This window comes from Sulfitobacter sp. SBS6, assembly GCF_048285585.1.
Classification (GTDB): domain Bacteria; phylum Pseudomonadota; class Alphaproteobacteria; order Rhodobacterales; family Rhodobacteraceae; genus Sulfitobacter; species Sulfitobacter pontiacus.
In genome coordinates, this window is record NZ_JBLWBA010000004.1 from 318,371 (window position 1) to 340,329 (window position 21,959).

At 62.0% G+C, this 21,959-nt stretch carries 23 protein-coding genes; 14 read left to right on the forward strand and 9 right to left on the reverse strand.

From position 1 onward, the window contains the following. Positions 1-90: 90 nt before the first annotated feature. Complete coding sequence (locus tag ACNQ62_RS02755) at positions 91-1,602, reverse strand: heme biosynthesis protein HemY (protein ID WP_418094148.1); 1,512 nt, start codon at positions 1,600-1,602, stop codon at positions 91-93. 12 nt (positions 1,603-1,614) lie between these two features. Beyond that, positions 1,615-2,511 (reverse strand): COG4223 family protein, encoded by an 897-nt coding sequence (locus ACNQ62_RS02760; protein ID WP_418094149.1) that lies wholly within the window; start codon positions 2,509-2,511, stop codon positions 1,615-1,617. Here ACNQ62_RS02760 and ACNQ62_RS02765 point away from each other — a divergent pair. Further along, on the forward strand, positions 2,492-3,214 hold the full coding sequence (locus ACNQ62_RS02765) for a hypothetical protein (protein ID WP_418094150.1): 723 nt from the start codon (positions 2,492-2,494) through the stop codon (positions 3,212-3,214). The genes ACNQ62_RS02760 and ACNQ62_RS02765 overlap by 20 nt on opposite strands. Here the strand turns inward: ACNQ62_RS02765 and ACNQ62_RS02770 are convergent. After that, positions 3,206-3,907 (reverse strand): uroporphyrinogen-III synthase, encoded by a 702-nt coding sequence (locus tag ACNQ62_RS02770; protein ID WP_418094151.1) that lies wholly within the window; start codon positions 3,905-3,907, stop codon positions 3,206-3,208. The genes ACNQ62_RS02765 and ACNQ62_RS02770 overlap by 9 nt on opposite strands. An 80-nt stretch (positions 3,908-3,987) precedes the next feature. Between ACNQ62_RS02770 and tsaD the strand changes: the two genes are divergently transcribed. The 4 genes from tsaD to ACNQ62_RS02790 are packed head-to-tail and all read left to right on the forward strand — an operon-like array spanning position 3,988 to position 6,716. Beyond that, the gene (gene tsaD, locus ACNQ62_RS02775; RefSeq protein ID WP_340288399.1) at positions 3,988-5,073 is read left to right on the forward strand and encodes a tRNA (adenosine(37)-N6)-threonylcarbamoyltransferase complex transferase subunit TsaD; all 1,086 of its coding nucleotides are present in this window, start codon (positions 3,988-3,990) and stop codon (positions 5,071-5,073) included. Continuing rightward, complete coding sequence (locus ACNQ62_RS02780; RefSeq protein ID WP_037942477.1) at positions 5,070-6,023, forward strand: NAD(P)H-dependent glycerol-3-phosphate dehydrogenase; 954 nt, start codon at positions 5,070-5,072, stop codon at positions 6,021-6,023. The genes tsaD and ACNQ62_RS02780 overlap by 4 nt, the downstream gene beginning before the upstream one ends. A gap of 1 nt (position 6,024) precedes the next feature. Continuing rightward, complete coding sequence (locus ACNQ62_RS02785) at positions 6,025-6,297, forward strand: YciI family protein (RefSeq protein WP_005850688.1); 273 nt, start codon at positions 6,025-6,027, stop codon at positions 6,295-6,297. Then, positions 6,297-6,716 carry an EVE domain-containing protein gene (locus ACNQ62_RS02790; RefSeq protein WP_005850690.1) on the forward strand — a complete coding sequence of 140 codons (420 nt, stop codon included), beginning with the start codon at positions 6,297-6,299 and terminating at the stop codon, positions 6,714-6,716. Before ACNQ62_RS02785 ends, ACNQ62_RS02790 begins: the two co-directional genes overlap by 1 nt. Before the next feature lie 86 nt (positions 6,717-6,802). Here the strand turns inward: ACNQ62_RS02790 and ACNQ62_RS02795 are convergent, their stop codons facing one another. Next, entirely contained in the window at positions 6,803-7,144 is a 342-nt protein-coding gene (locus ACNQ62_RS02795; RefSeq protein ID WP_005850691.1) for a DUF2853 family protein, read from the reverse strand. 187 nt (positions 7,145-7,331) lie between these two features. Between ACNQ62_RS02795 and ACNQ62_RS02800 the strand changes: the two genes are divergently transcribed. Then, positions 7,332-8,681, forward strand: a complete 1,350-nt coding sequence (locus ACNQ62_RS02800) for a cytochrome-c peroxidase (protein ID WP_418094208.1) — start codon at positions 7,332-7,334, stop codon at positions 8,679-8,681. Here ACNQ62_RS02800 and ACNQ62_RS02805 read toward each other — a convergent pair whose 3' ends face one another. Both ACNQ62_RS02805 and ACNQ62_RS02810 read right to left on the reverse strand, forming a co-directional pair. Beyond that, complete coding sequence (locus tag ACNQ62_RS02805; RefSeq protein ID WP_418094209.1) at positions 8,682-10,181, reverse strand: CRTAC1 family protein; 1,500 nt, start codon at positions 10,179-10,181, stop codon at positions 8,682-8,684. Between the two features lie 11 nt (positions 10,182-10,192). Further along, the gene (locus ACNQ62_RS02810; protein WP_184583773.1) at positions 10,193-11,419 is read right to left on the reverse strand and encodes an ROK family protein; all 1,227 of its coding nucleotides are present in this window, start codon (positions 11,417-11,419) and stop codon (positions 10,193-10,195) included. Positions 11,420-11,681: 262 nt separating this feature from the next. Between ACNQ62_RS02810 and xylF the strand changes: the two genes are divergently transcribed. From xylF to ACNQ62_RS02840, 6 genes are all read left to right on the forward strand, one after another. Further along, the gene (gene xylF / locus ACNQ62_RS02815; protein WP_037942471.1) at positions 11,682-12,704 is read left to right on the forward strand and encodes a D-xylose ABC transporter substrate-binding protein; all 1,023 of its coding nucleotides are present in this window, start codon (positions 11,682-11,684) and stop codon (positions 12,702-12,704) included. A 118-nt stretch (positions 12,705-12,822) separates the two neighbouring features. After that, positions 12,823-14,142 (forward strand): sugar ABC transporter permease, encoded by a 1,320-nt coding sequence (locus ACNQ62_RS02820; RefSeq protein ID WP_005850703.1) that lies wholly within the window; start codon positions 12,823-12,825, stop codon positions 14,140-14,142. After that, a complete protein-coding gene (locus ACNQ62_RS02825; RefSeq protein WP_005850705.1) occupies positions 14,139-14,882 on the forward strand; it encodes an ATP-binding cassette domain-containing protein in 744 nt (247 codons plus the stop codon). The genes ACNQ62_RS02820 and ACNQ62_RS02825 overlap by 4 nt, the downstream gene beginning before the upstream one ends. 21 nt (positions 14,883-14,903) lie before the next feature. Further along, entirely contained in the window at positions 14,904-16,337 is a 1,434-nt protein-coding gene (gene xylB / locus ACNQ62_RS02830; RefSeq protein WP_418094152.1) for a xylulokinase, read from the forward strand. 19 nt (positions 16,338-16,356) lie between these two features. Continuing rightward, positions 16,357-17,655, forward strand: a complete 1,299-nt coding sequence (gene xylA / locus ACNQ62_RS02835) for a xylose isomerase (protein WP_180828489.1) — start codon at positions 16,357-16,359, stop codon at positions 17,653-17,655. A gap of 52 nt (positions 17,656-17,707) precedes the next feature. Then, on the forward strand, positions 17,708-18,385 hold the full coding sequence (locus ACNQ62_RS02840) for a DUF1045 domain-containing protein (RefSeq protein WP_418094153.1): 678 nt from the start codon (positions 17,708-17,710) through the stop codon (positions 18,383-18,385). Between the two features lie 63 nt (positions 18,386-18,448). Here the strand turns inward: ACNQ62_RS02840 and ahcY are convergent, their stop codons facing one another. Further along, on the reverse strand, positions 18,449-19,837 hold the full coding sequence (ahcY, locus tag ACNQ62_RS02845; protein ID WP_037965658.1) for an adenosylhomocysteinase: 1,389 nt from the start codon (positions 19,835-19,837) through the stop codon (positions 18,449-18,451). Between the two features lie 108 nt (positions 19,838-19,945). Then, positions 19,946-20,248, reverse strand: a complete 303-nt coding sequence (locus tag ACNQ62_RS02850) for a hypothetical protein (protein ID WP_005850714.1) — start codon at positions 20,246-20,248, stop codon at positions 19,946-19,948. A gap of 71 nt (positions 20,249-20,319) precedes the next feature. On the opposite strand from ACNQ62_RS02850, the gene ACNQ62_RS02855 reads away from it, so the two are divergent. Together ACNQ62_RS02855 and ACNQ62_RS02860 are read left to right on the forward strand one after the other, a co-directional pair. After that, positions 20,320-20,913 carry an HD domain-containing protein gene (locus ACNQ62_RS02855; RefSeq protein WP_037965663.1) on the forward strand — a complete coding sequence of 198 codons (594 nt, stop codon included), beginning with the start codon at positions 20,320-20,322 and terminating at the stop codon, positions 20,911-20,913. Then, positions 20,913-21,398 carry a GNAT family N-acetyltransferase gene (locus ACNQ62_RS02860; RefSeq protein WP_418094154.1) on the forward strand — a complete coding sequence of 162 codons (486 nt, stop codon included), beginning with the start codon at positions 20,913-20,915 and terminating at the stop codon, positions 21,396-21,398. The genes ACNQ62_RS02855 and ACNQ62_RS02860 overlap by 1 nt, the downstream gene beginning before the upstream one ends. A 4-nt stretch (positions 21,399-21,402) precedes the next feature. Here ACNQ62_RS02860 and ACNQ62_RS02865 read toward each other — a convergent pair whose 3' ends face one another. Further along, complete coding sequence (locus tag ACNQ62_RS02865; protein ID WP_005850719.1) at positions 21,403-21,957, reverse strand: ActR/PrrA/RegA family redox response regulator transcription factor; 555 nt, start codon at positions 21,955-21,957, stop codon at positions 21,403-21,405. Positions 21,958-21,959: the final 2 nt, after the last annotated feature.

Consider the following 21,959-nt stretch of genomic DNA (forward strand, 5'->3'; position numbering starts at 1 on the left):
ACCAAAAGGCAGGTTAGACATAGGCTGCAACGCAAAAAGGCCGACACAATACGTGCCGGCCTTTGTTTTCGTTCACCTTTGGGCCCTGCGCTATTTCTCGGGCTGGGTCGCTGGTTTTTCAACCGGATCGGCGGCGCCTGCGGGGGTGTCGTCGATCAACTCTGCATCCTCGATATCGGCGCGGGTGGCGACAGGCGGCTTGGCATCCGCGCCCGAGTTATCCTCTAGTGCGCCGACGATCAGCGGCAGCATCTGCACACCGCCGGGCATGGCGACTTCGGACATGGGCGGGGTTTTCCACGCCAGCGTATCGAAGCTGTGGCAGTTTTCGCAGATCGGCTTCCAGCTCGCGTGGATATGTTGGCAGTTGTCACAAATCCACTGAGGGCCGCGCGATACGGTCAGCGCCCGTGCCAGCCAGCCTTTGACGATGGTATCAGAGGCCCCCTCGCCCCGTTCGATGGCCGCCATCAAGGTGACGGAACGCGCGGTCGGGTCGGTTTCGACCAGATCCCCCAAGGACCGGCGCGCTTGCGGGAAATCTTCGGCGGCGATGTTCAGCTCTGCCAGCAGCATCTTGGTCTCGGGGTGGTCCGGCTGCACGCGGGTCAGCGTGGTAAACCGCTTGAGCCGCTCTTTCGGGGTCTCGTCCGGCTGGATCGCGGCGAAGGCACCGGCCAGATCGGGGTGCGGCTGCACGTCCCACGCTTTTTTCAGCACGCGGGCCGCATATTTCGGTTTGCCCTGATCGATATAACCATGTGCCGCCATCACGGCTGCGGGGATCAGATCGGGGGACAGGCGGTTCGCCTCGATCGCGGCCTCGCGGGCTTCGATGCTGTTGCCTTCGGCAATGACGTCTTTCGCCTCGGACAGGGCGAGCACGGCATCGCGACGTTTATGCACATCACGCGGCATCTGGCCGTTCTTGAGCTTGGTGTTCAGCGTTTGGCGCGCACCGGCCCAATCTTCTTTCTCGGCCTGCAGTTTCAGCAGCACATCACCGGTTTCGGCATGTTTCGGTTTGATGGCAAAAGCTTTCTCGGCCAGCTTCAGCGCGGTTTCCGTATCGCCTTCGGCCAGCTTCTGCTTCATGATCCCGCGCACACCGACAAAACGGGTGCGTTCGTTGGTGACCAGCTTGCGATAAGTCTCTTCTGCCTTGCGACGGTCGCCCGCCATTTCCGCAGCCTGCGCGATCAGCAAATTGGTCAGGTCGGGACGTTCAAGGTATTTATCCGCCTTTGCGGCCTTGGCCATCGCCAGACGCCCTTCGCCGCTGGCCAGCGCCAGAAGCCCTTCGGAGAGCGCCTCGTAGCCCTTGCGTTCGCGGTTGCGGTCAAAATAGCGCGACAGCGCGGTTTCGTCGCCGTTCAGGAAATGCCAGACCGCAACCAGCAGCGCAAAGATCTTGAGCATGATCCAGACCGCGACAACCAGCAGGACCACGGCGATGACGGATTGTAGCGGGCCAAAGCTGTATTCGGTGCCCATCACGGTGACCTGCAACCCGCCCGAGCTTTCCAGCAAGAACGATGCGCCCCAGGTGATGGCGGCAATCACCGCAACGAACACAACGATCTTAATCAGTGACCAAAGCATAAATCAGGTTCCTCAGTTCGCCGTCAGGCGTTGTGTCAATGTCTGTACGGCGTCTTGGGCGTCGTGGCGCGCTTGCGCATCAGACAGCCATTCGGACAGGGGCTCTTGGGCTTCGGGCGGCAGGGCTTTCACCTCTGCCAGCGCATCGGCCAGACGCCCGTCGCGCATTGCGGCTTCGGCGCGGGACAGGATCGCGTCGGGGTCATCCCCGTCACGCGGTGCGACCGACCGCGCCCCCAACTGCTGCTTGAAGAAGCCGCCGATGCCGCCCCCGTCCACATCAGGCGAGGCCGCACGTGCCGCGGCAAGCGATGCCCGTGCCGCATCGGGGAAACGGTCCTGAAGATTGGCAGCGGTGACAACGCCCGTCGCCGCCGTATCGGCAAGGGCCGGCGGGACTTCCTGAATACCATTGGCTTTCAGATCGGCGATCTCTGCCTCGAAGGGCTGGCCGGTTGTGACGGCAGAGACGATCCGGCCCAAGGCGGATTGCAACGTCGCGGCCTGTGCGGCTTGCGCCGTCGCTTCCTCTACGCTGAGCGCATTATCGAGCAGACGTTGAATTTCATCGCGCTGCGTCTCGACCGAGGATTGCAGCGCCGCCAGTTCCTCTTCAAAGGCTGACGTATCGACAGGGGCCGGTGCCTCTGCCGCGGGGCGGCTGCCCAGATCATCGACACGGGTGGCCAGTTCGGCCACCAGCGCCTGAACCTCTTGCAGGGCATCGTCGGTAGGCGCGGGGGCCGGATCTGTTTCTTCCAGCGCCTTGATCCGTGCTTCTTGCGCGGCGATCGTGTCGGTCAGGCTAGATTGCGAGCTGTCCGCAGGGCGCAGGCCCGCCTGTTCCAGCAAATCATATTCCGCCACCGCAAAGCCGATCCCGCCCGCGATGATCCCGCCGAACAGCATTGGCCAAAAGACACTACCGCGCTTTTCAGGCTCTGCCACGGGCGTGACGGGGGGCGGCGTCTTGGTCGGCGTGGCCGGTTTCGCCGTTGTGGTCGATGCGGTTGACGTCGCGGGCTTGGGCGCGGGTGTTGCCGGTTTATCAGAGGCCGCGTCCGGCTTTACATCTTTCGCGTCGGGCTTTGCGTCGGATTTCGCGTCGCTCGGCTTCGTCTCGGGTTTGGCAGACGTCGAGGCGGTCGCGGGCGAAGCAGCCTTGGCCGCCGTATCACTGCCCCCCGTTTTCACAGCGGGTGTCGTTGCCTCTTTGGCGTCGCTTGCTTTCGCGGCGGTCGGTGCGGTGTCGGTGGTTTTCACGCTTTCGGGTTTGGCACTCGCTTTGTCATCGCTGGCTTTACCTGTCGCGGTTTTATCAGCGCTCGCCGCGCTTGCAGCAGATGTCTTGGCCGCAGGCTTGGGCTTGGCCGTTGATGGCTTCGCCGTTGACCCAGCCGGTTTTGTCGCGGTGGACGATCCGGTTTTCTTGGCTGTGGTCTTCGGCTTGGCGGCGGCAGCAGACGCCCTTGATGTCGAAGATGTCTTCGGGGTGTCGTCACCTGAACTGGGTGTTTTCGCTTTCGCCACGCTTAAAAACCTTTCCGATTCTGACCTGATATCAGACGTATTGCACAACCTTAGACGGCATCTAGGTCGACCTTCAAGCTAACCTGTTCCAATCCACCGCAGTTTCAAGCGTAAAACGCAGTGACGTGGCGGTTGGTTCAGGGGCGATGAGTATCTGCTGAACCACTGTGCGGTCCAGCGCCTCGGCCACGGCGGGGCTGAGGGCGATGATGGTAGCCCGCCGCGTTTCACATGCCTGATCGGCGAATTGCGCGGCGGTGCGCGGGGAAAACAGCGGCACGATTGACGGGCCATCTGCCAGCGCGGCTTGGGCGTCATGCGTCAGGGGCAGCGCCTGCTGGTCATAAAGCACCACAGGGCGCGTCGGCAGACCGGCCTGCGTTAACCGTTCGGCAATATCCCCGCGCTGATGCGTGCCGCGCAGATGCAGCAGGGGCGTTGCGGGGCGATGTGCCTTGATCATCGGGAGCAAATGCGCAGCATCGGGCGCGTGAAACGCGACCTGCCAGCCCTTGGCCGCAGCCGCCTGCGCCGTCGCCTCGCCCACACAATAGGCCGGCAGGGTGCCGCCCTTCGGGCCATGCGCCACCCCATTGGCCGAGGTAAAGATCACCCCGCCAATGCCGCCCAGATCAACGGGTGCTGCGGTCGGTAGAATGTGCAGCAACGGGCTGGTCACCACCCGCACCCGCGACAGCAGTGCAGCCGGCAGGCTGGCCGCAAACGCCGCGCAGGCGGGCGCAGGGCGGGTCAGGATCAACGCTGGTTTTGTCATCTGACGCTTGGGCCCCAAGGATTGTTCCACCTGCCCCAAGGTGTTACTTGGCCCCTGTCACCCTTGCAACGGAAACAGCCATGTTACTTCTTGGATTGGAAAGCAGCTGCGATGATACCGCCGCCGCGCTGGTGCGTCAGCTGCCGGGGCAACGCGCCCTCGTGCTGTCCTCTGTCGTTGTGGGGCAGACCGAGCTTCATGCCTCTTTCGGCGGTGTCGTCCCCGAAATCGCAGCCCGCGCCCACGCAGAAAAGCTTGACCTTTGTGTCGAAAAGGCGCTGGCCGAGGCCGCGCTGACCTTGGCGGATGTTGACGGTTTCGCCGTGACCGCGGGACCGGGGCTGATCGGCGGCGTGCTGTCGGGCGTGATGTGCGCCAAGGGGCTGTCGGCCGCGACGGGCAAGCCGCTTTATGGCGTGAACCATCTGGCGGGCCATGCGCTGACGCCACGGCTGACCGATGATGTGCCCTATCCCTATCTGATGTTGCTGGTGTCCGGCGGGCATTGCCAGTTCCTGCTGGTGCATGGGCCGGACCGGTTTGAACGCTTGGGCGGCACCATCGACGACGCCCCGGGCGAGGCTTTTGACAAGGTGGCGCGCCTGATCTCTTTGCCGCAACCGGGGGGCCCCGCGATTGAACAGGCGGCCAAGGCGGGCGATCCCAAACGCTTTGCCCTGCCACGCCCGCTGCTGGACCGGCCCGATTGCGACATGTCTTTTTCGGGGTTGAAAACGGCGGTGCTGCGCACGCGGGACAAGGTGATCGACGAAAAAGGCGGGTTGAGCGTTCAGGATCAGGCCGATCTGGCTGCCGGTTTCCAGGCTGCCGTTACCGATGTACTGGCAGAAAAGACCCGCCGCGCCCTGCGGAAATATCTGGATCACGCGCCTGATGTGCGCACCCTTTGTGTGGCGGGTGGCGTGGCCGCGAACAAGGCAATAGGCCGCGGGTTAGAGACTGTTGCCGCCGACGTAGACTGCGCCTTTATCGCGCCGCCGCTGTCGCTGTGCACCGATAATGCCGCGATGATCGCCTTTGCCGCGATCGAGCAAAGCCAGCTGCGCGCGCCTGATGATCTCACCCTATCGGCCCGCCCGCGTTGGCCGCTGGACACACGCCAGCCCGCCATGTTGGGCAGCGGCAAAAAAGGAGCGAAAGCATGAGCATTGCCGTTCTGGGGGCCGGTGCGTTTGGCACTGCGTTGGCGATCTCTTTGGCGGGTAAGGGCGCGGTGACGCTATGGGCGCGGGATGCGCAGGGCATGGGGCAAAGCCGCGAAAACACCGCCCGCCTGCCCGGTTGCCCGCTGCCCGAAGGCCTGTTCGTGACGGAGGACCTGGCAGAGGCCGCCAAGGCGCAGACCTTGCTCGCCGCTGTTCCGATGCAAAAACTGCGCGGGTTTTTGCGTGATCACGCTGCCGCATTGGACGGCAAGACCATCGTCGCCTGTTGCAAAGGGATCGAGCTGAACACCGGCCTTGGCCCTGTCGCCGTGATCCGCGAGGTGCTGCCCCATGCGACCGCAGCGATCCTCACGGGGCCAAGCTTTGCCGCGGATATTGCGCGGGGGCTTCCCACGGCGCTGACCCTTGCTTGCGCCGATAAAACCACCTGCGCGACCCTACAACAGAGCCTAACAACGGCAAACCTGCGTCTTTACCGCACCTCTGATACCGTGGGTGCGGAGCTGGGGGGCGCGTTGAAAAACGTGGTGGCGATCGCCTGCGGTGCCGCAATCGGGGCCGGTCTGGGCGAAAGCGCCCGCGCCGCCGTGATGACCCGTGGCTTTGCCGAAATGCAGCGGCTTGCCGCGCATCACCACGCGGATCCGGTGACCTTGGCGGGCCTGTCCGGTTTTGGCGATCTTACGCTGACCTGCACCTCGACCCAATCGCGGAACTACCGGCTGGGGCTGGCCCTCGGCCGGGGGGAGCCCTTTGACAGCGCCACCACCGTCGAAGGTGCCGCCACCGCGCGGGCGGTCGATGCGCTGGCCCATGACAACGGGCTGGATCTGCCGATCACCGCCGCCGTTGCAGGTCTGGTCGAGAACCGCTTAGATGTAGCCAGCGCGATGAAAGCGCTTTTGACCCGCCCTTTAAAGGAAGAATAACATGCTGGTTGCCCTTATTGCCAAAGACAAAGCTGGCGCGCTTTCCGTGCGTCAGGAAAACCGCCCCGCCCATGTGGAGTATCTGAAATCCACTGGCGTCGTTGCCCAGGCCGGTCCGCTGCTGGATGATGCGGGCGATATGATCGGGTCTTTGGTCATTCTGGATGTCGCTGACAAAGCCGCGGCACAGGATTGGGCCGACAATGACCCCTATGCCAAGGCCGGGTTGTTCGCCGATGTGCAGCTGATCCCGTGGAACCGGGTGATCGGGTAGTGGCCTACTGGCTGTTCAAATCCGAACCCTCGACCTGGGGCTGGCCGGATCAGGTCGCCAAGGGGGACGCGGGCGAGGAATGGGACGGCGTGCGGAACTATCAGGCGCGCAACTTCATGCGCGAGATGGCGGTTGGCGATCTGGGGTTCTTCTACCATTCGCAAGGCGAGCGCGCGATTGTCGGCATTGTCGAGGTCTGCGCCGCCGCGCATCCCGATAGCTCGACCGAGGACGCACGCTGGGAATGTGTCGATATCAAAGCCGTGCGCCCGTTTGAAAAACCGGTGACGCTGGACGATATCAAGGCCGATGGCCGCTTCGATGATATGCCGCTGGTCAAAAGCCCGCGTCTGTCTGTCCAGCCTGTCACATCAGAGCAATGGAGCGCGATCTGCGCCTTGGGAAACACCAAACCCTAGAGCCTACTATACGCTTTAGTCACACGTTTTAGACATAAAAACGCCCGCTGAACCAAGCGGGCGTTTTCAGTTCGACAGGGACAGATTTACGCGTAAACGGATTCTTTGCCGAAGTGTTTGGTCAGCATATAGTAGACCACCGCGCGGTATTTGTTCCGCTCGGATTTGCCGTAAGTCTCTACGGCCTTGTGGATACCGTCCATCAGCTCGGGGCTATCCGAGAGACCAAGCTTTTTGATGAGGAAGTTGTTCTTGACCAGCTCAAGCTCGCTTTCCTGCGACGCGGCGATGGTCTGCGCGTCAGCGTTATAGATCGACGGACCGCAACCGATGGTCACTTTCGTCAGCAGGTCCATATCTGGCGTCATGCCGCATTTCGTTTGCAGATCGTCGGCATATTTCGCGATCCATTCATCTCTTTTGCCCATTCGTGGTCTCCAACCGTTGATTTGACCGATGTTTCCGGCCTTGTTTCAGACCCTAAAGCGGTTTTGACGCGCGCAAAAGAATTTTTTCCCGCCTGCGTTTGTCTGTGCGGTTTTCGGCATGTCTTGATTGCGGGCCGCCCCGCGTCAAACGCTTGTACCGAAGCGGTTTTTCCGCAAAACTGCGATGATGAAGACCGCCCTCGCCACCGCTTTCGCCCTTTGTCTTGCGCCGTTTCCTGGCGTTTCGGGGCCGCTGCCCGACCCCGTTGATCCGGCCAGCTTTGCGCCCATTGACCTGGACGAGGCGATCCTCGGGCAGTTGCTGTTTTACGATCCGATCCTGTCGGGCAACCGCAATATCGCCTGCGCCACCTGTCACCACCCTGATTTTGCCACCAGCGATGGCGTGTCACTGGGTCTGGGCGAAGGTGGGGTCGGGCTGGGGCTGGAACGGCGCGGGGATCCCGACAACATGCCGCCCCACCGCATCCCGCGCAATTCGCCTGCCTTGTTCAATCTGGGCGCAAAAGAATTCACTGTGCTGTTCCACGATGGCCGGATCGAGGTTGACGCCGAAATGCCGTCCGGTTTCCGCACGCCGCTGGACGACGATATGCTTGACGGTTTTGCGTCATTGCTGTCGGCGCAAACCATGTTTCCGGTGCTCAGCCCCGACGAGATGGCCGGCCAGAACATGGAGAATGACGTTGCCAAAGCCGTGCGTCAGGGTCTGATCACGGCGCAGGGCGGGGCGTGGGATATTCTGGCGCGACGGGTGGCGGGCTTGCCCGACTATGCGCGGCGGTTCCAATCGGTCTATGATCATATCACCACGCCCGACGACATCGGATTTACCGATATTTCAAACGCGATTGCCGTCTTTGTGGCCTATGAATGGCGGTCAGACAGCTCTGCCTTTGATGCCTATCTGCGCGATCCGTCAGCCGCGCTGGACGCCGATGCGCAAAAGGGCATGGCGCTGTTTTATGGCGAGGCGGGCTGTAGCACCTGCCACGCGGGAGCGTTCCAGACCGACCATAGTTTTCACGCGATGGGGGCACCGCAGCTTGGCCCCGGCAAGGCAGCCGTGTTTGAAACCCACACCCGCGATACGGGGCGTATGGGTGTGACCGGCAATGGGGCCGATGCCTATGCCTTTCGCACGCCGTCCCTGCGCAATGTGATGCAGACCGGCCCTTGGGGGCATGCGGGCGGGCACAGCCAGATAGAGAAATTCTTGCGCGATCATATGGATCCGGCCCGCGCGGCCAAACGCTTTGCCCCCGGCTCGGCTGACAGAAACGGGGTGCGCCTGCCGCCGCTGGACGGGGATGACTGGCGCGAGATGGACGACCCCGCCGCCCGCGATGCCATCACCCAAGCCGCGATGATCCGCGCGCCCAAAGGGCTGAATCCCGGTGATATTGCCGCGTTAGTGTCTTTCTTGCGCAGTCTGGATGACCCGCAGGCGCTGTCGGGGCGCTTGGGTATCCCTGACACGGTGCCAAGCGGGCTGGCCGTGGGCGGTGCGCCCTGATCAATCGGGCTGCGTGACCGTGATCCGATCGCCTGCTGTCACGCGCATGGGGTCGCTTTGCGTGCCGTCGGGCCAGCGTACCTGCACCGTTGCTGCTGCCGCGTCGCCGATGCCGAAATGCAGCGGTGCCAGCACCGCCCCCGCATGACCGCCGCCAAGGGTGATCTGCTGGCTTTGCACGGCGTCGCCCACCGTCACGATCACCCGCGCCCCCACGGCAAAGCGATTGCCGCCCGCGCCCCGCACCGCGATGCGCACAAAGCGGCCTGCCTCGAGCGTCACATTGCGATACATACGCATCGGCGCACGCCGGTTCACCACGGCAAGATCCAGCAGCCCGTCGCCATCAAAATCCGCCAGTGCCGCCCCCCGTGACCGCGCGATATCGGCCACACCTGCGGTGTCACCAACCTCGGTAAAGCGGCCATCCGCCCCTTGGATCAACAGATTATTCGGATCGCGCATCGCCATGCCGGGCATCTGGTCGACATTGCCCTTGGCGATAAACAGATCGGCGCGGCCATCGTTGTTCACATCGGCGAAACTGGCGTGCCATCCGGTAGACGGGCGGCCATCGCCGGGCACATAGGGGCGCTGCGCATAGGTGCCGATGTCATAGGGCGCGCCGCGATAGCTGCCGTCGGCTTGCGCCACCTGCATCAGTTGGTCCCCCATAGAGGTGAGCATCAGCTCGTCCCGTTGGTCGCCGGTCAGGTCACGGCTGGCGATCCCCATCCCCCATAGCGAAACTTTGGCCCAGCCGTCCGCTTCGGTCAGGAACCGCTGTTCGGAGATATCCCACATCTGTTCGGCCCCGCCGGAGACATAATAGTGTCTATCATTGGAGATTCGTAGCGATTTGAGCCCGCGCGCATCCTCTGCGGCAAGCATCGACAGGGCGCAATACCCCGGCGACAGCGCGTGCGCGGTATATCGGGGCGAGGTGCCGCCCTTGGGCCTGAGCAGCGTGTTGGTATCACAGGCGCCAAACGGCCCGTCGGGATTGGCGCGGTCAACATAATGGCCGATAGCAAGCGTGGGAAAGGATGCGCCATCCTCCCACCAGGCGGTGAAGGCGGTGGTCCATTGATCGGTTTGCGGGATGCCCCATGCCTCTGTCACATCGGTGAACTGGCAATCCGCGCCGCCCTGAAGCACGCGGTCCGGCCCGACGCGCATGACATATAGATCAAGCAGCCCGTCACCGTTCATATCGACAGGATAGGCCCCCGTGGCGCCCGTAATCTCGGGGTCGATCACAGCCCGCTCAAAGGCAATTTCCCCCGTGTCAGAGACGTTTTTGAGCAGCAATAGCGGCGCGGTGCCGCCTGCGGCCACCAGATCGGGCAGACCGTCGCCCGAACAGTCAAACGCCGACACACCGCCGCCGACAAAATGTTCCCACCCGCCGGTATAATGGTGGTCAGGCAGGCCCGCGCTGATGTCCTGAAACAACGGATCGGCATGGGCAGCAGAGGCAAAGACACAGGCTGCCGCCATCAAACGATGGATCACGCAGCATTCTCCCCCAGCAGGGCGTCGGTCACATCGGACAGGGCCAGTGCAGCGGCCCCTTTCGCCCAGACGGACCCGCCCCAAGCGTGGATATCGACAGGGGTCGGCGCGCGGCCTGCGGGTAGGATCATAGAGTTCATCTCGTTTAGCACATCGTCAACGTTCAGATAGTCATAGCGCATCCGTTCGCCGCTGAGAATGATCCGTTCGGGGTCAAACAACTGCACGATATTGGCAAGCCCGACGCTCAGGAACCGTCCGGCACGGTTAAAGATCGCCAGCGCGGCCTCGTTGCCTGCGTTCGCCTCGTCATACAGGGTTTCGATCATCGACACGGCAGAGCTTTCGGCGCGCGGGTCGCGTTCAAACGCGGTGCCTGCCTCGCGGATAATGGCGTAATCGGCGACATAGGCCTCAAGACAGCCGCGCTGCCCGCAACGGCACAGGGCACCGTCCAGCTGCACCTTGGTGTGGCCCAGCTCCATCCCCGGGCCAAGGGCGCCGCGGAACAGCCGGTTGTTCAGCACCAGCCCCATGCCGACGCCGCGTTCAATGGTCACCACGGCAAAGTTCGAAATCCCCCGACCGGCCCCGAACCACAGTTCGGCCAGTGTCAGCAGGTTGGTGTCATTGTCCAAGGACACCGGCAGCCCCAGCGTTTTCGACAGCAGATCGCGCAGCGGCATGTCCGTGTCCAGCATCACCGGCGACCATTTCACGATCCCGAGGCTCGCATCCACCAGCCCGGGCAGGCCGATTCCGACGGCGCTGATGTCGGACATCACGCGTCCCGATTTCTGCAACAGCCTGTCCATGAGGGAACTGACTTCGGTCAACATATCTTCGGTAGACTGCCGCAGCGATGCACTGGCGACATGGGCCTCGGCGATGATCGTGCCGGCAAGGTCCAGCAAGACCGCGGTATGACGTTCGTCCGACAGCTTCATGCCCACGACGAAACGGCTTTGCGGGGCGACCCGCAGGGCAATGGGCGGGCGGCCACGGCTGGGGCCGCGCTGGCTGTCCTCTACCTCTTGCAGCAGACCGCGCGCGATCAGATCAGAGGTGATGGTGGTCACCGACCCGGGGCTGATGTTGAGCTTGCGCGCCACATCCATGCGCGGCATCTGCCCGTTCGCGCGGACCTGTTCAAACACCTGTTGGCGCAGCGGGCGTGTATCATCCTGCGGCAAGGCCAGCAGCGGGCCACAGCCTGAAGACACAAGTTTTGACCCCTCCGACCCAAGGTCGCGAATTAGTTCGCTCGCCAAACTTTATCCTCCCGATGTATTTTGAAATTCCCCTGCAACAGGTTAATCCCTCTGTCTCCCACAGGAAATAAGCCGTGTTTTGCCGATCTGTGTCAAATTCTTTGTGTCATAATGTAAAATTTATTTTGACAACTGAATTAAAGTGCGCAACCTCATACTACGACGTCACCGATGCCACCAAGGACATCGGATCATTTCATCTGGGAGGAAAGAAATGCGTAAACTCTTTATGGCAGCGGCCGTCGCCACTGCTGGCTTCACTCAGACCGCAGCAGCCGAGGATATCACCGTCGGCGTGAGCTGGTCGAACTTCCAAGAAGAGCGCTGGAAAACAGACGAGGCCGCGATCAAGGCCGCGCTGGACGCTGCCGGTGCGAAATATGTCAGCGCCGATGCGCAATCGTCGTCGGCCAAGCAGTTGTCGGATGTGGAAAGCCTGATCGCCCAAGGCGTTGATGCGCTGATCATCCTTGCCCAAGACAGCCAGGCCATCGGCCCCGCAATCACCGCAGCCGCGGACGAAGGTATTCCGGTTGTGGGCTATGACCGCCTGATCGAAGACCCCCGCGCCTTTTACCTGACCTTCGACAACGTCGAAGTGGGCCGTATGCAAGCGCGTGCCGTGCTGGAAGCGATGCCAAAGGGCAACTATGTGATGATCAAGGGCTCGCCCACCGATCCGAACGCCGACTTCCTGCGCGGCGGCCAGCAAGAAGTGCTGCAATCCGCGATTGATGCAGGCGATATCACCATCGTTGCCGAAGCCTATACCGACGGCTGGCTGCCCGCCAACGCACAGCGCAACATGGAGCAGATCCTGACCGCGCAAGACAACAACGTTGATGCGGTTGTTGCCTCCAATGACGGGACAGCAGGCGGCGCCGTTGCCGCGCTGACCGCGCAAGGCATGGAAGGCACGCCCGTGTCCGGCCAGGACGGCGACCACGCGGCGCTGAACCGTGTTGCCAAGGGCACGCAGACCGTCAGCGTCTGGAAAGACGCCCGTGATCTGGGCAAGAACGCTGCCGAAATCGCTGTTGCCCTTGCCGGCGGCACCGAGATGGCAGACGTGGATGGCGCGCAGGAATGGACATCCCCTGCGGGCACAGCCCTGTCGGCCAAGTTTCTGGCCCCCGTGCCTGTCACCATCGACAACCTGAACGCGGTTCTGGACGCAGGCTGGATTTCGAAAGAAGCCCTGTGCCAAGGCGTGACAGACGTCGCGGCCTGTAACTAAGACCAAAACGCACACCCCGCCCCCTGATGCGGGGTGTGCCACCCGTTTGCTTCAGCCCGGCTGCCGCGCTTTGCGGCCCCGCTGATTGACATTGCGACCCAATCCGGAAGCCAATCACATGACAGATACGACCACCGAAACCGGGGCAGATGTACATCCGTCGCCGACAGCGCCCAAGCGCTCTTTTCTTAGCCAGCTCGAAATCGATACCCGTCTGTTAGGGATGATCGGTGCGTTCATTCTGGTCTGCCTCGTGTTCAACGTGCTGACCGACGGGCGCTTTCTGACGCCGCGCAATATTTTCAACCTCACGATCCAGACGGTCAGCGTTGCCATTATGGCGACCGGTATGGTCTTCGTGATCGTGACCCGTCACATCGACCTGTCGGTCGGCGCGATGCTGGCCACCTGCTCTGCCGCGATGGCGATGACCCAGACCGATATCCTGCCGCGTATGCTGGGCATGGGGCTGGGGCATCCGATGATCCCCTGGATCGCCATCGTCGTCGGCCTGCTGTTTGGCACCATCATCGGCGCGTTTCAGGGCTGGCTGATCGGGTTCCTCACGATCCCCGCCTTCATCGTGACCCTTGGCGGGCTGCTGATCTGGCGCAACGTGGCGTGGTATATGACTGACGGTCAGACCATCGGGCCACTGGATGAAACCTTCCGCAAGTTCGGCGGAATCAACGGGACCTTGGGCGAGACATGGTCCTGGGTCGTCGGGCTGATCGCCGTGGTTCTGGCGCTTTGGGCGCTGTGGTCGTCACGGCGCAACAAGGTCAACCATGGGTTTCACGTGAAACCGGTTTGGGCCGAGGTGCTGGTCGGTCTGATCATCGCTGTGGGCATTCTGGGCTTTGTCGCGATCCTGAACGCCTATGAGGTTCCGACCGCGCGTCTGATGCGCGAGTTCAAGGCCCGTGGCGATGTGATGCCCGAAGGCTATACCGCGTCTTACGGCATCCCCTATTCGGTGTTGCTGCTGATCGCGCTGGCGATTGGCATGACCGTGATGGCCAAACGCACGCGGCTGGGGCGCTATATCTTTGCCACGGGCGGCAACCCCGACGCGGCAGAGCTGTCGGGCATCAACACCCGTCTGCTGACGGTCAAGGTCTTTGCCCTGATGGGGGCCCTGGTGGCGCTGTCCGCGGTTGTTGCCTCTGCCCGTTTGACCAACCACTCGAACGACATCGGCACGTTGGACGAACTGCGTGTCATCGCTGCGGCTGTCATTGGCGGTACGGCTCTGGCGGGCGGTATAGGGACGATCCACGGGGCCATTCTGGGTGCCTTGATCATGCAATCGCTGCAATCGGGCATGGCTATGGTGGGCGTTGACGCACCGCTGCAAAACATCGTCGTCGGTGCGGTTCTTGTCTTCGCCGTCTGGATCGACATCGTCTATCGCCGCCGTATGGGAGGGAAATCATGACACCGCTTGTAGAGCTCAAGAATATCTCGCTGTCCTTCGGGGGGGTGCGTGCCGTCGATAACGTGTCGCTGGACCTGTATCCGGGCGAGGTCGTCGGCCTGTTGGGGCACAATGGCGCGGGGAAATCCACGCTCATCAAGATCCTTGCCGGTGCCTATCAGATGGACGAGGGCGAAATCTGGATCGAGGGCAAGAAAGCCAGCATCCATTCGCCCCGTGACGCCCGCCGCCACAACATCGAGACCATCTACCAGACACTGGCGCTGGCCGATAACCTTGATGCGCCCAGCAACCTGTTTCTGGGGCGCGAACTGACCAATAAATTCGGCCTCGTGGATGATGCGCGGATGGAGGCAGAGACCCGCAAGATCATGGCGCGTCTCAACCCCAACTTTAAGAAGATAAGCGAGCCTGTCTCGGCGCTTTCGGGCGGTCAGCGGCAATCGGTTGCGATTGCCCGCGCGGTCTATTTCAACGCCAAGATCCTGATCATGGACGAACCGACCGCCGCCCTTGGGGTGCATGAAAGCAAGATGGTTGCCGATCTGATCAAAGAGCTGAAGGCCCAAGGGCTTGGCATCTTCCTGATCAGCCACGATACCCGCGAGATGCTTGAGCTGTGCGACCGTGTGTCGGTGATGAAAAACGGCGCGTTGATCGGCACCGAAAAGGTCGGCGACGTGACCGAGGATGACATCCTGAGCATGATCATCATGGGCAAGGCGCGCGACGCCGCATAGGCGCTGACAAAGGGGAAAACCATGTTTCTGGGGCTTGATCTTGGCACCTCTGGGCTGAAAGCCCTGCTGGTGGACGACGCGGAAAACATCATCGCGGAAAGCGTGGCACCCTTGCAGGTGTCGCGCCCCCACGATGGCTGGGTCGAACAGGACCCGCGCGATTGGTTCACCGCCTGCGCCGATGCGATTGTGGGGCTGGGGGTTGATCTGGCCGCCGTGCAGGGCATCGGGCTCAGCGGGCATATGCATGGCGCGACCCTGCTGGATGGTGCGGGCACGCCGCTGCGCCCCTGTATGCTGTGGAACGACACCCGCGCCGCAGCGCAAGCCGCCGCGATGGATGCTGACCCCCTCTGGCGTGCGGTCACGGGCAACATCGTGTTCCCCGGTTTCACCGCGCCCAAAGTGGAATGGGTGCGCGACCATGAGCCCGATATATTCGCGCGGATCGACAAGGTGTTGCTGCCCAAGGACGCGCTGCGCTTCTGGCTGACCGGCGACGCCGTTTCAGAGATGTCGGATGCCGCAGGCACAAGCTGGCTGGATACCGGCGCGCGCGACTGGTCCGATGCTTTGCTGGAACGGTCTGGCCTGACGCGGGCACAGATGCCATCGCTGGTCGAAGGATCGCAGGTGTCAGGGCACCTAAGCGGCTCTATCGCGGGGCAACTGGGCCTACCTGCGGGGATCCCCGTTGCGGGGGGCGGCGGCGATAATGCTGCCTCGGCCATCGGGATGGGTGTGGTGAAACCGGGTCAGGCGTTCGTCTCGCTTGGCACCTCGGGCGTGCTGTTTGCCGCGACGCCGGGCTATGCCGCGGCACCTGAAAGCGCGCTGCACAGCTTTTGCCACGCGCTGCCGGACCTGTGGCACCAGATGGGGGTGATCCTGTCGGCCACGGATTCGCTTAATTGGCTGGCCAGTGTTTTGAACGAGGACGCGCGGACGCTCACCTCTGATCTGGGCGCGCTAGAGGCCCCCGGCCGCACGATCTTTATGCCCTATCTGGGCGGAGAGCGGACGCCCCATAACGACGCCAATATCCGGGGCGGTTTCCTGCATCTGGCCCATAACACCGACCGCGCCGCCATGACCCGCGCGGTGCTGGAAGGGGTCACCCACGCCCTACGCGACAGTTTCGACGCGATGCGGCACACCGGCACCCACATCGACAGCCTGATCGCCGTCGGCGGCGGGTCTAAATCCGACTACTGGCTGTCGGCCATTGCAACGTCGCTGAACATGCCGATCCAGCTGCCCGCCGCGGGTGACTTTGGCGGTGCCCTTGGGGCTGCGCGCTTGGGTCGTATGGCCGCCACCGGCGCCGGAGCCGAGATCGCCGTGCCACCCCCCATTTCCCGCGTGATAGAGCCTGTTCCGGCCCTAGTAGATGCCTTTTCAGAGGCCCACGCCCGATATTCAGACACGTATAGCGCCGTAAAACATTTGCGCTAAGACAAGAAGGACCATCCCCATGACCAGCTTTTTCGACGGCATCCCGACGATATCTTACGACCCGCAAGCGGACCATGATTTCGCCTATCGCAGCTATAATCCCGACGAGATGCTGATGGGCAAGACGATGGCAGAGCATCTGCGCTTTGCCGTCGCCTATTGGCACAGTTTCGCATGGGAAGGCGGCGACCCTTTTGGCGGCCAGACCTTCCTGCGCCCCTGGTTCGACACCACGATGGACGCCGCTCGCGCCAAAGCTGACACCGCGTTTGATATGTTCAAGATCCTCGGTCAGCCGTATTTCTGCTTCCACGACGCCGATGTCCGTCCCGAGGGCGATACCTTTGCCGAAAGCACCGCACGGCTGCACGAGATCACCGATTACTTTGGCGAAAAAATGGAGCAGACGGGCACCAAGCTGCTGTGGGGCACGGCCAACCTGTTTTCCAACCGCCGCTATATGTCGGGTGCTGCCACCAACCCCGACCCCGATATTTTTGCCTATGCCGCCGCGACGGTGAAGGAATGTATCGACGTCACCCACAAGCTGGGCGGCGAGAATTATGTGCTATGGGGCGGGCGCGAAGGCTATGAGACGCTGCTGAACACCGACCTGAAACGCGAACGCGAACAGGCGGGGCGTTTCTTGCAGATGTCGGTCGAATACGCCCGCAAGATCGGCTTCAAAGGCGCCATCCTGATCGAGCCTAAACCGCAGGAACCGACCAAACACCAGTATGATTACGACGTGGCCACCGTCTATGGTTTCCTCAAGGACTACGGGCTTGAGAACGAGGTGAAGGTGAACATCGAACAGGGTCACGCCATTCTTGCCGGGCATTCGTTTGAACACGAGTTGGCGATGGCCTCGGCGCTTGGGATTTTCGGGTCGATCGACATGAACCGCAACGATTACCAGTCAGGCTGGGACACCGACCAGTTCCCCAACTCCGTCCCCGAAGTCGCGCTGGCCTATTACGAAGTGCTGAAAGCGGGCGGTTTCACCACCGGCGGCACCAACTTTGACGCCAAACTGCGCCGCCAGTCGCTGGACGCCGAAGATCTGATTTTGGCCCATGTCGGTGCGATGGATGTCTGTGCCAAGGGCCTGAAAGCCGCCGCCGCGATGCTGGAGGATGGCAAGCTCGAAGCGGCGCGTGACGCGCGCTATGCCGGTTGGGGCTCTGAACGCGGCCAAGGCCTGCTGAGCAGCGATCTGGAGACGATCAACGCGCAGGTCAAAGCCGATGCGCTGAACCCGCAGCCCGCCTCGGGGCGTCAGGAAGCGCTGGAAAATCTGGTAAACCGCTATCTTTAAGCTGTTACATGGCGCTGTTAGGGGTCTAGGCTGACCGATAAGGGGGCCCAAGATGTTCAAACGCTACGCCATTTACTATACGCCGCCGCCGGGGGATTTCGCCCGGCGGGGTGCGGCTTGGTTGGGCTGGGATGTGCAGGCAGGCGAAGCCGTGGCACATCCCGATATCGACGGGCTCGATATTGCCAAGCTGACCCAACGACCACGCAAATACGGGCTACACGGGACGGTCAAGGCACCGTTCTTTCTGGCCGACGCCACCAGCGCGGCCCAGTTGACCGATGGCCTCGCCGCCTTTTGCAAGGGGCAGGCTCCGGTGCAGCTGGATGGGCTGGCCCTGTCGCAGATCGGGCGGTTTCTGGCGCTGGTCCCGCAGGGAGACACGACCGCGCTTGGCAGTCTTGCGGCCTCGGCCAATGTGGTGCTGGACGCCTTCCGCGCGCCGCTGTCAGAGGCGGAGTTCACGCGCAAGAACGCCCCCTATCTGACCGATCAGCAGCGGATCTACCTCAAAACCTACGGATACCCCCATATTATGGAGTATTTCCGCTTTCACATCACCCTCACCGGGCCGCTTGCGCCCGATCAGATCGACCCCGTAAAGACGGCTCTGCACTGCTATTTAGGGTCGGATACCCCTGCCCCTTTCACCATCGATAGTCTGACGCTTTGTGGCGAGGATACGCAGGGACGTTTTCACGAGGTCGAACGCTTCGCGCTTGGCAGCTGACCCACAAAAAACGCCGCCCTGCATCCCTGCAAGGCGGCGTTCTGTCAGACGGTATGAACCGGCTTAGTAGCGGTAGTGTTCGGGCTTGAACGGGCCTTCGGGTGTGACGCCGATGTAAGCGGCTTGTTCGCTGCTCAGCTGGGTCAGTTTCACGCCGATACGATCAAGGTGCAAACGGGCGACTTTCTCGTCCAGATGCTTGGGCAGGATATAGACCTTGTTCTCGTATTTGCCGGTGTTTTCCCACAGTTCGATCTGCGCCAACACCTGATTGGTGAAGGACGCGGACATGACGAAGGACGGGTGACCAGTCGCGTTGCCAAGGTTCAGCAGACGGCCTTCGGACAGCAGGATCAGACGGTTGCCCGAAGGCATCTCGATCATGTCGACCTGTTCCTTGATGTTGGTCCACTTGTGGTTCTTGAGCGCGGCAACCTGGATTTCATTGTCAAAGTGGCCGATGTTGCCAACAATCGCCATGTCCTTCATCTCGCGCATATGCTCGATGCGGATCACGTCCTTGTTGCCGGTGGTGGTGATGAAGATGTCGGCGGTGTCCAGCACGTCTTCCAGCAGGACAACCTCGAACCCGTCCATCGCCGCTTGCAGCGCGCAGATCGGGTCGGCTTCGGTCACTTTCACGCGGGCACCGGCACCGGCCAGCGACGCGGCAGAGCCTTTGCCAACGTCGCCATAGCCACAGACGACAGCGACCTTACCGGCCATCATCACATCTGTCGCGCGGCGGATACCGTCGACCAGCGATTCACGGCAGCCATACTTATTGTCGAACTTGGATTTGGTGACGCTGTCGTTGACGTTGATCGCGGGGAAGGGCAGCTGGCCTTGCTTCACCAGATCATACAGACGGTGGACACCTGTGGTGGTTTCCTCGGACACGCCCTTGATCTGGTCGCGCATCTTGGTGAACCAACCGGGGGATTGCTCCATCCGCTTTTTGATCTGCGCCTTGATCGCGACCTCTTCTTCCGACGTTGGCACGGGGATCACGTCTTCGCCAGCTTCGGCACGGGCGCCCAGCAGGATGTACAGGGTCGCATCGCCGCCATCATCAAGGATCAGGTTCGGGCCGTCGGGGAACTGGAAGGATTTGTCCAGATAATCCCAATGCTCTTCCAGCGATTGCCCCTTGATCGCGAAAACAGGCGTGCCGCCTTCGGCAATCGCCGCCGCCGCGTGATCCTGGGTCGAGAAGATGTTGCACGACGCCCAACGGACATCGGCCCCCAATGCGACAAGCGTTTCGATCAGAACAGCGGTCTGGATCGTCATGTGCAGCGAGCCCACGATGCGCGAACCGGACAGCGGTTTGCTGTCGCCGTATTCCGCGCGCAAGGCCATCAGGCCGGGCATTTCGGTTTCTGCGATATCAAGTTCCTTGCGGCCATAGGCGGCAAGGCTAATGTCTTTAACGATGTAATCGTTGGCCATCGGGGCATCCCTTTTCAAAAGATCGGCTATGTATCGTATATTTGAAAAGGGCCGTAGCACTTTGATGCGGTGATCTCAACGGTGGCGGTCAAGCGTCACACGAAACGGTTACTCTGCCGAGGCGACGATCATCTCGTCCGTGGTCATCCCCGCCATCCAGTTTGCGCCCTGCGCGGTGACGCAGGCCATCCCGTTCGACAGGGTTTTTACAGCAGACCATGTGCCTGTGTCATCCGAGGCCCAGATTTGGACCGCGCCGTCGTCCTGTCCTTCAACCGGTGTTTCGCCGTACCAATCCACCAGCGACGCCTTCAGCTCTTGCGCGGGCATGCAGACATCGCTTGCCATTGCGGGTGCGGCCACGGTCCCGAGGCCAAGTGCGAGTGTGAGAGCAGAAATAACAGGTTTCATGATCGTCTCCTTCGTGGGAAGAACACGGCGAAACCCGCAAATGTTCCACGTGTCAAAGGCAGAGCAATAGAATGGCGCAGCAATCCCGTGCATGGCAACGTATGTTATCCGGCCGTAGGCTTGACCTGCTGGACCCGACACCGGTCGATATAGAGATCGAGGATATCGCCCATGGGCTGGCCTTTGTCGCGCGGTGGAACGGGCAAACGCGGGGGGATTTTGCCTATTCCGTGGCCGAACATTCGCTGCTGGTCGAAACGATTTATGGCCGGATGAACCCCAAGGCCCCGCCAAAGTGGCGGTTGGCCGCGCTTCTGCATGATGCGCCGGAATATGTGATCGGCGATATGATCTCTCCGGTGAAGGCGGCGGTCGGGCCGGAATATGGTGCGCTGGATGACCGTTTGATGTCCGCGATCCATATCCGCTTTGGCCTGCCCGCGGCGCTGCCGAAATCGGTCAAGCAGCAGATCAAGCGCGCCGACAAGGTCAGCGCCTGGATGGAGGCGACGCAGATCGCCGGTTTCTCGGAAGCAGAGGCGTCCAAGTTCTTTGGCCGGCCCAACCCCGATCTGATGGAGGGGCTGTCGATCGTGCTGCGCCCGCCGGTGGACACGCGCAATGACTTCACCGCACGGCATCTGGATTTGCTGGGCGCGCTGTGATGGTCAAGGTCCGCCCGCCAATCGCGCTGGATGCCGGAAATATGGCGCAACTGCTGAACGAGATCATCACCATCGGGGGCACCACCGCGATGACCCGCGCTGTCACCGGCAAGGATCTGACCCAATGGATGGCCAGCAACGCCGATCAAAGCGCGTGGCATGTGGCGCTGGACGATCAGGAGAACGTCGTAGGGTTCCAGTGGATCAGCCCGCACCCCGATCTGCCGCCCGAGGCCTGCGACATCGCGAGCTTTGTGCAGGTTGGTCGTACCGGTCTGGGCATCGGGTCGGCGCTGTTTGATGCCACCGCGCAGGCAGCGGCACGGCTGGGGTATGTCTGGATCAACGCCACGATCCGCGCCGACAACCACGGCGGGCTGACCTATTACCAAAGCCGCGGGTTTCGAGACTGGCATTATGACGAAGGGGTCTCGCTTGCCTCGGGTCAGGTCGTGGACAAGATCAGCAAACGCTACGACGTGTAGCGCATTACTGCGGGGATCGTTTTGCCAAGATGCGCTGCAAGGTCCGGCGGTGCATGTTCAGCCGCCGCGCCGTTTCGGACACGTTTCTATCACAAAGCTCGTAGACACGCTGGATATGTTCCCACCGCACACGATCCGCGCTCATGGGGTTTTCCGGTGGCGGCGGCATGTCATCGCCCGTGGCCAGCAGCGCGTTCACGATGTCATTGGCATCAGCGGGTTTTGACAGGTAATCCGTCGCACCGATCTTGACCGCGGCGACGGCGGTGGCGATGGCACCGTAGCCGGTCAGCACCACAACCCGCGCATCGGGGCGTTTGTCGCGCAGCACCTCGACCACATCCAGCCCGTTGCCGTCCTGCAACCGCAGATCGACCACCGCATAGGCCGCGGGCCGCGCGGTCGCGATGGCCACACCGGCGGCGACGGAACCGGCGGTTTCAACCTCGAAGCCGCGCTTCTCCATCGCCTTGGCAAGGCGTCGCAGAAACGGTTCGTCATCATCCACCAGAAGGAGGGACCGATCCTCGCCGAGATCAAGCGCATTTTCCTGAACCATAT